Origin of the sequence: Thalassotalea insulae (assembly GCF_030161395.1) — a bacterium.
Taxonomy (GTDB): domain Bacteria; phylum Pseudomonadota; class Gammaproteobacteria; order Enterobacterales; family Alteromonadaceae; genus Thalassotalea_E; species Thalassotalea_E insulae.
In genome coordinates this window covers 2,622,363-2,634,100 of sequence record NZ_BSST01000001.1, presented here as the reverse complement: position 1 = coordinate 2,634,100, position 11,738 = coordinate 2,622,363, and the positions used below count along the sequence as shown (strand labels likewise).

Genomic DNA, 11,738 nt, shown 5'->3' with positions numbered 1-11,738 from the left:
GCCTTCCTCACTACAAAATAAGGGTTTTCACCCAAGCATTCACGCCCGAAATTTGTTGCAATTGCCCGTTATTAGCATTTTCTTTTTAAGGTAGTAGAGGATAGCCATGAAAAAAACCAAATTATCTCTGGCAACCGCCACAACAATATTTACTTTGCTTTATACACAACCAGCAACAGCTACTGGCACAACAGATGTCGGCGTTAAACTGGCTGAAAAAGTGGCATCCCTGCTTATCGGCGAGGCGTTCAGCTCAATTTTTGGTGGCGACGACCCGGCTGCAACCCCTGAACAGGTGCAGAACATTGTCGATGCAGGCTTTAACAAAGCCGCGCTGAATGAAGTACAAGTGGAGATCGGCAGTGTAATGAGCTCGATTGATACCTACAACTATACGCTGGACTACAAATATAACGGTCAAATCGTCAACGACATCGTCAGCCAAACCGGCACAGTTCAAACTCAGGTTGGCGTGCATATGAACCATGACAATTTTGTTTCATTGATCAAAACCTATATGTCTGCTTCAACCGTTCGCTTAGCCTTTTTGTCAGAACGTCGTCGCTATGTACAGCTGGAAGGTCAGGAAGAAATAGATAACCTCAGTGCTGCAGATGCAGCTAGCAAAGGCCAGCAAATGGCTGCTGATTTAGCCGCCAATATCCAAGGGGAAAATGCAGTAATAGCCGGTGCCGCCCTTGAAAGTGTCTCGGATTTAGCGAATTTCTTCTATGAAGATTTTTATGAAAAAGGCCCCGGCACCCAAGGCTGTATCTACAAGTACCCGGAATCGCCTTGGTCATTCCCCGATGGGCGTTTAGCGTCTAATATCGACGGAGCCGGAAAAGATCGCTCAACGGTCACCTGTCGCAACTACGCCAAATTGATACCTCAAGGAACCACATTCATCGAGTATATGGGGACTGCGGGAGCTATTACTGCCTCGAAATATGGTTGGCCAATGAATATTTTTGGCACCACGCCGTGGCAAACCACGGATGTCATGCCGATTCATAAAGACGACCTTTGGGCATTTTCAATTAAAAAGTGGCAAAACAACCCCGGCCCGCATCAATTTGATTATCATATGATGGTGGTGAAGGGTGAAGACCTAGCGCGCTATGTCAGAAATTTGAACTCAATTTCTAAATATCCAGTTTTATTTGGCGACGTGGAAAGCCAAGCGATCACTTGGATTGATATTATTGCCTCAAATGGTAACAGCGACCAATTAAGTTCAGCGTTGAAAAAAGCTACCGAATTAGGTGTTGAGCACAGTAAACTAACCTCGCGTTACAAAGCTAAGCACCCTGCTGTGGTGGCTGCTTTCGAGCAATGGTACCAAAGTAAACTATCGACTTGGGGCTTATCCAGTGACCATGCACCTACCCGCATTAGCTTTAATTCCGCCGTATTCTACCCAACTGATGCACCAGCTTGGTTAGCGGATGCAATGAACTAATTATTCTTTATTAAAACTTCCGGCACTTTTGTGTGCCGGTTTTTTCGTTTTTGAGGTTACTATGAAACACCTAGTTTACAGCACGAGTTTACTTGCCCTGTTAAGCGGTTGTACATCGTTAGAATTCCCTACGCCGAAACAAAGCACCTTAGAGAATAATCACATTCTGACCACCACCTCGGGTCAGGGTCAAATTTACGTGATGAAACGGGATAATAACCATTACCTATGTTCCCTGCCTCAACCTGACTCGGCCTTTGATCAAAAAGACGGCGGCAATATTGATTTGTCACTTATCAGTACCGGCGGGGACAAAAGTGCCAGCACCGCTGAAGATTCAGAAGAAGTGGAACTTGCCGGCAGAACGCCAACGGTATTAATAACAAGGGAGCTGTTTTTTCGCGCCTGTGAGTTTTCGTCAAACTATAAACTGAGCAAAGACGAAGCCAAAACACTGTATATGAAAACTTTAGACGGCGTGTTAACTAACTGGGCCATTGAAGCAGGCCATACCACAGTCACAATAGGCGACACCGTTGATAATCAAGCAACTATCTCGAATAAAAAGACTGAGGCCACATCTACTACCTTACCTTCGACAAGCACTACGCAATCGACCACCACTGGCACTGCAAACTATTGATAAATAAGCGTGTATTACGAAATTCAACTGCGAATTCTGCAATATACGCTTATTTGAATTTCCGAATACCGCCATGCTCATGGCGTTTGCACTACATCGTTAATATTAACATTCAAATCGAACAAAATGAGGGTTTTCACCCAAGCCTAAAAAACATAAATTTGCTTTAATAGTGCCTAATAAACTTGATCGATTGTTTGTCATTTTATGTGCATTCTAAAAAAGAGAATACGCATTAAAAATCACTTTATGATTGACTCTGCATATTTTCTGCACATTTGTTATTTACAATACCAAACAGTCGATAAAAGTCGGTTCCTATTTCAAATCAGGCAATTGTTCACTATTACTTTTGCGTGTCAGAAGTCAATAGGGAACCGTGTCGCAGTAACGGTAGCGCCAAGGTGTTATTTAGGTAAGAGAACTTAAGGAGTAAACATTTTGAAAAAGCACTCACTAGCATTTGGCCTACTGGCCAGTTATTTATTGATGTCAAGCGCCCAGGCCGGTTTGGTGCAGCTGGAATTTAACCATACTACGACCCCTTACGGACAGGCTAACTATATCAATGTGTTAAAAGATCTGACTCTTACGCAAACCAACCCGTTGGAATACGGTGAAGGCTTTGGTTACAACGATTTCCGTCTGGATATTCGTTTTTCAGATCTCAACCACTTCCAGTTTGACGACAGCAACGGGACGCTGTGGTATGACTCAGACAATCGTTTTCAGGTTAACTCAAGCTTTACGGTGGATTTTGACGACGCAAATAATCAGGAAAAGTTTTATCAAACAGTCGCTAACCGCGACTTTTACCAACAAGCAACGGTTATGATGCTAGAAACTAAAATACCTGAAGGGTTTTCTGGCGCACTGTATAACTTTTATGACCGTGACAATAGCGTGGTATCGGACCCAAATAAAAACCTCAGCGATACCGCGCCGATGGCTGCGCCATCGGGCAATCACCTGGCAATAGGGCTGCAAGGTGAGTCTTATCTCAGATCCGAATTTGATGCCGGTATATTCTATAGCGAATTGATACGGAATCCCTTTGAGAGTTTCTTTCTGGATACTTACCAAGGTTTCGAACCTGGCCTAACAGACCCGACCCAAGCCGAGGTAGATCAATATGTGGCGGATAATTTTATCTCTGCCATTAACTGGAGCTTTTCCTTCAACCGCTCTTTTAAAAACCTGGACAGCGAAAACCCGGGCTATTATGTGGATGCCAAAATAAATTTTGAGTATGCCGCCAGCGCCGAGCCTTTTGTAACAGACATTTTCAACAAGGAAACAGATAGACTGTTGCAGGTCATCGAATATATCCCCAAACCCCTGATTTATCTGGATGAAGCCAATACTTCTTATGAGTTTGTCGCCGCTAAAGCCACTGAAGTACCTGAGCCTAATACTCTATTTTTACTCACTTTTGCTATAATTGCGTTGCTATGGCAGCAGCGCAAACGTTACAAGCGACAAGATGTTGAACTAACCGCTGCCTGACGTTCAATGACGACACCGAACGCCAGACAAAAATAGTATTTAATTACTATCGTATTCAAAATAAGCATCAAATCTACCAAAGCACAGATTTGGTTTTAATGTTAAGACTATTTCTCTTAGAGAATTGGGTATAAAAGGTCGTTACCATGTCCAGAAAATTACTACTCTCACTTGTTATTACGATGATACTTACAGCCTGTGGCGGCGGAAGCTCCAGCGACAATAGCCCAGGAACAGATAATAGTAACGGCGGTGACACTGGCACTGATGTTGATAGCCCTGCGCTTACCCAAGGTTTAGCCAGTATTGTTGAAGCTAATTTATTCCCGGCAGGTAGCCGAGTAGCTGGTATTGGCAGTATCAGTGATAGTGACGGTAACACATGGACAGTGCCAGCGGAGGTGCGTTTTCAAGACAGCAGTGTACCGCTAGCCAGCAATCTTTATAATGCGTATGTTTCGGGTCATAACTACACGAGTTCTGCTAATGCTATTGCCGCCCTTAATGATAGCGATATTGTCGAAATTGATGCCGATGGCGAAGTCATCAGCGCCTTTATTTTTGCTGATAATTACTTCGAGCTATATATCAATGGCGTTGCTGTTGGTAAAGATCCTGTCCCTTTTACCGAATTCAATTCCAATATTGTTCGTTTTAAAGTGAAACAACCATTTACCGTCGCCATGCATCTGGTGGACTGGGAAGAAAACTTAGGTACTGGCACAGAAAATAATCAGGGTAATAGCTATCACCCAGGTGATGGCGGTTTAGTGGCAGTGTTTAAAGATAGTAATGGAAACATCATAGGGTCAACTGACGGCAACTGGAAGGCACAGACCTTTTACACAGCGCCGCTAACAGATAGCTCTTGTCTTACTCAAACTAACGGTTTGCGTGCCAGCGATTCTTGTAGTACTGCTGCGCCTGCCGACATAGATCAGGTTTACGCTGCCCACTGGAGTCTGCCACAAAGTTGGGCATCCAGCGACTTTGATGATACCAGCTGGCCTAGTGCCAGCACTTATTCCAACGAAACGGTTGGCGTTGACAATAAACCTGCTTATACCAATTTTACCGATTTATTTGATGACAGTGGAAATGATGCTCAGTTTATCTGGAGTAGCAATTTAATTTTGGATAATGAAGTCATTGTCCGCGCTACCATTGGCTCTTCTTCTGATTCATCAGGGGGCGACGATACTTCATCTGGTGACTTTACTTTGTCTAGTATCGCACTGAAATCACAACTTATCATGCCATTTAGTGCCACCTGTGAGGGTGCCAACCATGGTAAAATGTTGCCGCTGAATTGGGCTAATGCACCAGCCGATACTCAGTCTTTCGCATTAGCCATGTATACCTTTCCGAATCCTGAAGACACTAATTTTGCCGGGGCACATTCCTATCAAATACTCTACGATATTCCTGCTTCGACAACGGCTTTATTAGAAGGTGATACCAGCGTGGGCGTATTTGGTATTAACTCGGTGGATAGTCTTGAGCAGTACTCCGCGCCTTGTTCTCAGGATTCATCAGAGCATAGTTATATCGTCACTTTGTACGCATTATCAGCGCCAACGGGTAGCCTAGGGTTGACTGGTAGCACTACCGATCTCGTTACCTTAGAAGAAGCTATTGCTGATAAGGTGCTGGCCAGTACCAGTCTCGACATGACCCGGATACGTTACAATCAAAACAATGACGAGCATGTACCGAGCTCGACGCCTAGTGACTGTACAACTAAGTCAGCAGCTTTTGAAGCATACAGTGATCTGGTATCAGTAAGCTGTAACAGCACCACCATGACAGTAAACACCTTAGTTGGCATACCCGAACGCTCAAAACTTGAGGTGGATAAAGCCAATGTGGGCACACAATCTTGGATTGGCCGTGTACCACTAGAGCAGCAAGTAAGTTGGTCAGTGCCTTTACAACCAGAGTATATTGCACAGCCTACCAGCAACTTAAACATTCATTATCCTATTGGTATTGCGGTTGATGGTGTGCCTATCTTGCATTACGCAAAAGAGAATAGCCAAGGTGAGGTGGCACAACTGGGAGAAGATTACAGTGATCGCGATACCGTACTATTGGGTGAACTTGATCAATGTGGTGCCCATGCTGGCAACGGTGAAGATTATCACTACCATTATGCGCCACTGTGTTTGATGGACACTCACGATCCGTCTAAGCCGCTGGGTTATATGTTTGATGGTATTCCACTGTACTTCGGCACAGGCGGCGGCCAACTAACTAGCGATGGCGTAAACTATGGCGGCGGCCGTTATACCGATCTTGATTATCGCCCGCACAATGTGAAAACCGGTGATAGAGCGCTAGATGAATGTAATGGCTATGACTTACACGGAGATGGCAGCGAATATGTCTATTACTCAAGCACCGATGCACCATACACTATCGGTTGTTATCGAGCGACAGCCGATCAAGCCGGTGCAATGTTAACCGCTCCTGCCCACTGGGAAAATGAGCGCCTTGATGACTTTACTTTTGGTACCGAAGTTGAATTGACCGATTACGACACCATGACGTTTGACGGCAAGACCTGGACCTTTATTGAAATAACACCGAGTGCAGAAAACACCCATATTCCTGCGGATAATATCGCCCTGATCATGTATCGCGCTTATAGCGAAGGTGAGTCTGGTTATCAGTCAGGCAAGGCATGTTACAACTTCCGTTACCGTTTAGATAACACTGACACCACAGGTAGCAATGATATTGTCACCAGTCATTGTCGATAAAACGGCTAGAAAGGGGTAAACAGATGAAAAAATTGCTATTGATATTAGTTGTTTGCGGTTTATTCGAAACCGCTACAGTGACTGCTCATGGTCTAAATATGACCACAGCAAATATTACGGTGCGACAAAAAAATCATTTGTCGGTGCGAGTGGCAACCTCATTAACCGCTCTCTTCAGGCACATGCAGTGGCAAGGCAAGCCTCTTTCAATTGCTCATATGGTCTCTGATGAAGGCAAACTTGAGGAATTTCATCAACGGTTAGAGCAGATGTTTAGTGAGCAGCTGACTATTTTGGTTGAAGGGAAGCCTTTACAAAGCCGGCAAATCAGGCTTATGAATTTAACGCAATTACGTCAATATTTGCGCAGTGAAGTTGCAGAGGCTGTTTTACCTCAGCGCGATAAACACGAGAGTTATCAGGATTTTGTGATTAATATTGATGGTTTTATGCCTAGCACTGGTAAAGGTGAAAAGCTGAAAATCAATTTTCCTGTTGAGCTTGGCCCGATAATGACAAGTTACAGTGAACCCAAAATTCAAACCTTAGCAAAAGGTGAACAAGTCACTCGTTATCAATTGCAGTTACCTTAATTGATAGCGTTTTTGGAGTATAGGCTTTAAACAGGAATAATCTCACCTATACTCCGAATTGCTTATTGCCCATGTCGTTAAAACAACACCGCAAAGCGGCCACTCATGTATAAGCCATACAGTAACCCTAAGGTGCCACCACCGCCACCGAGAATCCAGCCGACAACACACCCAAACCTAGTAAGTTTAAGCAGCTTTTCTGCACGCGGATTAACTGTTGTTTGGCGCTGCAAATTTTCGATGCTGATCCGGTTAGTGGCACTGACGTTAACAACTAGCCCGGCAATAAACAGCGCATAAGTCAGCACCGGGAACAGCCAACCGCTTGAGTAAATATAACTCAGGCCAAAAAGCAGTGATGTGAACGCAATTAGCAGGTTACTACGCCATTTGATCCGCTTAAGCGTATCGATATCAGCTTGATTATCTATATGCTTAAGCACCTTGTTGATGGCGAAACTATTAGCAAGAATAGCCAGTACACCACCTATGGCAGCACCACCTAACGAAGCTATTAGTTTGCTCAGCCAGTGACTATTTTTCGAGACTGCGCTATAAGCAAAAGTACTAGCCGCTACAGGACTGGCGGTCATTGCCGTTGTGGCAAAAACACTCACTAAACTAACGGGTGCAGTAGCCAAAATGACTTTACCATATTTAGCGAGTACTGATTCTTTAATAAGATCACGCGCGCGTTGTATGCGTTTACGCACGGTCGCTTCTTTTAAATCGAGTAAATTAGCAACCAACCGACTATTGCTATCTTCACGATAATACAGGATGACAATTTCTCTGGTTTCATCAGGTAATTTGTCGAGCAGCCCCTTAATCAACTCACTCTGTTGTTTTTTTATCAAGGTTTTTTCATGCTGATCCTGCTCGCACACTTGCTCAAGTAAGCTTTCCAGTGCTTGTTCATCATGATTTTGTTGACGTTCACCTTTTTTGTCCCGAATAAAGTTTAACGCAGTGTAACGAGTTACTTGTCTTAGCCAGGGTAATAGGCTGTCATTGTTGTTTAGTTGCTCTAACTGTTGCCACATTTTAATAAAAACCAGTTGGCAGACATCTTCACTATCTTGCACATTTTTAGTGATCGCTAACGCGATACTGCTTACCGTATTACTGACTTTAGCTAGCAAAGCGGTAAACGCTGCTTTATCTCCTTGCTTAGCCAGCCCGACATAATGATTGATTGAATAAGAGCTATCATTAATAGTGCTTTGCGCCGTCATTATGCTTGCTCCTTAATAAATTGCGTAATGGTTTCAATTAACCACTGGGGTTGATCCCACATTAAAAAATGTCGCCCTCGGCTATTCATTTTCAGCTCAATTTGTTTTGAATGAACTAGTTGTGCTTGATACAAGGTTTTAATAGCCTGTTGTTGTTCAGGCTGAGTAAAGCCGCCAGATGCACCTATTAATAACATAGGTGTTTTAAGTTTCGCCAGCTCTAAGCGTAAATCCGTGGTCATGACCGCGTAGACAGCATTAGCAGCAGTAACCGGATCAGACGTTTCAGCCATGTCGAGAATGTCTTGATAACGACTTTCATCCTTGGTTTGAATGGCAATGCCCTGCTGTGTCATCATTTTAAGTTGCTTGGCATTGGCATGTTGATATAGCTGCTTGATTGACCTTGCCTGGTAGCTAATATCTTCCACCGTAGTTTCATTAGTGCGGGTAAATACCGGGCCGATAAAAGGTAAACCGTCAATAGAAATTGCGGCAACAAGCTCTGAGTGATCAGCCAATGCAAGTTCATATGCCATTAATCCGCCCATGCTATGGCCAATAAATATCGGCCGGTCGAGTTCTGTTGTATTGAGATATTGTTTTAGCTCGGCAATGACTTGCGGATAAATTGTCTCTGCCTGCTCACATGCTGGGTTTTTACCAAAACCTGCGATCGACAATTGGTGCACCTGATAGTTTTTAGCCAGTGAATTTGCCAGTGGTTGCCAGACACGTTCATCACTGATAAAACCCGGCATAAGTAAAATGGCCTGCCCCTGACCTGAAACTTTTGTGTTTAAACAGGCAGCCTGCCCATCGTTGCTCATTAATGTGTAAATTAAAACAAGTACGTGAATGATTGTTTTCATCATCTTGATTACCTTAGTTGCTGTTGTTACTAACTAAGTCACGATGAAACACATGAGTGTGACAATAAATTTTCCAATTAAGTAAACAATCATTGCCCAGATAAAGAAAAACCCCGACATTGCTGCCGAGGTTCAGATATGTTCGCATTGGTCTATAAGTTAAATTTTTACTTAAAATAGCGTTAAGACGGCGAAGATTAGCAAAATTAAAGTTGAGCTATTTTAAATAAGCCACTTCAGTTACGCCAGGTGATAAGTCAGGATGTGCTGTGAATTAGCTATTATGTTCCTAACCACGCGTTGAAAAAAGCTTATAGAAACAGACACTCGACTGACTAGATAGCTAGCGCTTATTTACCAATAAATAAGCGCTTAACTAACGTTAATTAATTTTGCTTTTTAACAAACTGAGATTTCAGCATCATGTCACCGGCACCATCAACTTTACAATCAATGTCATGATCACCATCAACCAAACGCTTAATGGTTGCCTTAGTGCCTACTTTTAATACCAAAGATGAACCTTTAACTTTAAGGTCTTTAATTAAGGTAACCTTGTCACCTTCAACTATCTGGTTACCATTTGAATCCTTGATCACTAAAGCATCTTCATCAACTTCAACTTGGTTAGGATCCCATTCGTGAGCACATTCTGGACAAATCAACATTTCCTGATCTTGGTATACATATTCAGAATTGCACTTAGGGCATGGAGGCATAGAACTCATAATTTTTTCTCTTTAATACATGATGTAATTGAACACACTAAGCCGCGTATAATATCATATTATCGCCATATTTTGTGTGGTTTTTAATTTGCGCAACACATGTAAAAAATCAATCATAGTTAAAGCTTAATCCGTTTTAATCTAACTGTAATGTTCAATGCTTCTTGAACGTCAGCGCGGAGGCATTGCAATTGCTAAGGCTAAAGGAAAATATCGTGGCAAACCAGCTAATATAGATTTACACAATAAAATCAGAGAACTATTTGCTCAAGGAGTTAACAAGACTCAAATAGCTAAAACGTTAAGTTGTTCAAGGCAGACAGTTTATAAAGTACTAGGCTAATGACGAGGCAGCCTTATTACCAACTTAAAATGCCCGACGTTATCGTCTATCTCAAAGTTGCCATTTGCTGCAATAACTCGTTCTTTAATACCTATGAGACCAAAGCCACCCTTTGAATTTTGAATCATCTTGTTATCATTTATATGACCATCATCTGAAATGTTTAACTCAATAGTGTTGTCACTCACATCTAGCAACAAATAGAAATTACTGGCGTTTGAATGTTTTATACAGTTGTTAACACATTCTTGTGTGATCCTAAAAATAGTAACGGATTGGCTATCTGTTAGCTGATCTGCATTTCCTTTAACCGCACAGTGATATTCTATTTTTGCTAGCCCTAATTTTTCACCAAAGTATTTACCACACAAAGACTCTTTTAACCCTAAGTCATCAAGTTCTCGTGGTCTTAACCAGTTTAATACTCGGTACACAGAATCATATATTTTATCTGCGGCATTATTTAAATGAAGATATGTTTTAGATTGCTCATCATTGGCAAGTTGGTGTTGCAGCACTTTAAGCTCAACTTTAAGCGCTGTAATGTTCTGCCCTACTTCATCATGTAACTCGTGGGAGAGTTTTCTCCTTTCCTCTTCTTGAATAGATATCACTTTATTGGCTAAGGCTTGATTATTGGCTGACAGTGCTGATAATTGCTGGTTGGATTGAGTTAACTCACGGTTATTAGTTTGCAGTACCTGATTAATCTTCGATTGCTCTGACATTAACGCACCAAATAAGACCCCCATTAATGCGACCGTAATAACATACAATTCATTGTCCAGCAGTTGCTGGGTATCATTTAAACCAAATAGAGAAAATATAATAAGCCCGTTAATTGTAGTTGAAGCGGCTATCGCACCTAACCAGCCAAACCGATAAGTGAACCAAAGCAAAGGTACAAAGATGAGTATTTTCATAAGGTAAACTGTGTGCGGTTGAACTTGGTAGAGAAAAAAAATTGTTGCAATCAGTGCTACTAACGATAAACCAAGATGTATTAATTCTCTGATATTTATTTTTCCCCGATTTATCCACGCTTCTTTAAGCGCAAAAGCTATCGGTACAATGACAATAATCGCGATAAAGCCACCTAAAAATTGTGCCATCATCATTTCAAACTTTCGCTCATCAGGAATATTTTGATACTGAGGATTATTTAAAATGATATAAATATTTGAGACCAATCGATAAAACGTACAGGCGGCAATTATCTTAATAGCGGGAACAACTTTCGTTAAAGTGAACTCTTTGAGTGCTAGTTTTACGTAGATAATCGCAAATATTCGAAAGATAAAAACGGGCTTAAAACACAAGTAAATATAGTGGAGATATTGCTCATATGGCTGCCCTAAATGAATCACCTGTATTGAAAACTGCGCTAAACCACCAGATAACAATAGCGCAGGCCAATATCTAAACGGAAACAACGCTAAACACGCCACTCGAAAGCCAACAGGCCAGTACCAATTAACCCAGCCTTGGTAAACGGTAAAAGAAAAAGATAACCAATAAAGCAAATATTCAATCGTTGCTGCTGATAGAGTGATTAAAACACTTATCAATAAGTACCTTGACCAATTGCCAATAC

At 42.1% G+C, this 11,738-nt stretch carries 10 protein-coding genes; 6 read left to right on the top strand and 4 right to left on the bottom strand.

All coding sequences use genetic code 11. From position 1 onward, the window contains the following. Positions 1–106 precede the first annotated feature (106 nt). From QQK06_RS12005 to QQK06_RS11985, 5 genes are all read left to right on the top strand, one after another. Positions 107–1,462, top strand: a complete 1,356-nt coding sequence (locus QQK06_RS12005; RefSeq protein ID WP_284244931.1) for a hypothetical protein — start codon at positions 107–109, stop codon at positions 1,460–1,462. A gap of 61 nt (positions 1,463–1,523) precedes the next feature. Then, positions 1,524–2,105, top strand: coding sequence for a hypothetical protein (locus tag QQK06_RS12000; protein WP_284244930.1), 582 nt, complete (start codon positions 1,524–1,526; stop codon positions 2,103–2,105). Between the two features lie 441 nt (positions 2,106–2,546). Continuing rightward, positions 2,547–3,611 carry a PEP-CTERM sorting domain-containing protein gene (locus QQK06_RS11995; RefSeq protein ID WP_284244929.1) on the top strand — a complete coding sequence of 355 codons (1,065 nt, stop codon included), beginning with the start codon at positions 2,547–2,549 and terminating at the stop codon, positions 3,609–3,611. A gap of 146 nt (positions 3,612–3,757) precedes the next feature. After that, positions 3,758–6,373, top strand: a complete 2,616-nt coding sequence (locus QQK06_RS11990; protein ID WP_284244927.1) for a YHYH protein — start codon at positions 3,758–3,760, stop codon at positions 6,371–6,373. Positions 6,374–6,396: 23 nt separating this feature from the next. Continuing rightward, positions 6,397–6,966 carry a hypothetical protein gene (locus tag QQK06_RS11985; RefSeq protein WP_284244926.1) on the top strand — a complete coding sequence of 190 codons (570 nt, stop codon included), beginning with the start codon at positions 6,397–6,399 and terminating at the stop codon, positions 6,964–6,966. Positions 6,967–7,043: 77 nt separating this feature from the next. Here QQK06_RS11985 and QQK06_RS11980 read toward each other — a convergent pair whose 3' ends face one another. The 3 genes from QQK06_RS11980 to QQK06_RS11970 form a co-directional block, all read right to left on the bottom strand. Beyond that, entirely contained in the window at positions 7,044–8,201 is a 1,158-nt protein-coding gene (locus QQK06_RS11980) for an RNA polymerase sigma factor (RefSeq protein ID WP_284244925.1), read from the bottom strand. Then, positions 8,201–9,076 carry an alpha/beta fold hydrolase gene (locus QQK06_RS11975; RefSeq protein ID WP_284244924.1) on the bottom strand — a complete coding sequence of 292 codons (876 nt, stop codon included), beginning with the start codon at positions 9,074–9,076 and terminating at the stop codon, positions 8,201–8,203. The genes QQK06_RS11980 and QQK06_RS11975 overlap by 1 nt, the downstream gene beginning before the upstream one ends. Before the next feature lie 383 nt (positions 9,077–9,459). Continuing rightward, positions 9,460–9,801, bottom strand: a complete 342-nt coding sequence (locus QQK06_RS11970; RefSeq protein WP_284244923.1) for a zinc ribbon domain-containing protein YjdM — start codon at positions 9,799–9,801, stop codon at positions 9,460–9,462. A gap of 157 nt (positions 9,802–9,958) precedes the next feature. Here QQK06_RS11970 and QQK06_RS11965 point away from each other — a divergent pair, with 157 nt between their 5' ends. Beyond that, entirely contained in the window at positions 9,959–10,144 is a 186-nt protein-coding gene (locus tag QQK06_RS11965; RefSeq protein ID WP_284244922.1) for a helix-turn-helix domain-containing protein, read from the top strand. Here QQK06_RS11965 and QQK06_RS11960 read toward each other — a convergent pair. Continuing rightward, positions 10,141–11,712, bottom strand: coding sequence for an MASE1 domain-containing protein (locus tag QQK06_RS11960; protein WP_284244921.1), 1,572 nt, complete (start codon positions 11,710–11,712; stop codon positions 10,141–10,143). The genes QQK06_RS11965 and QQK06_RS11960 overlap by 4 nt on opposite strands. Positions 11,713–11,738 lie beyond the last annotated feature (26 nt).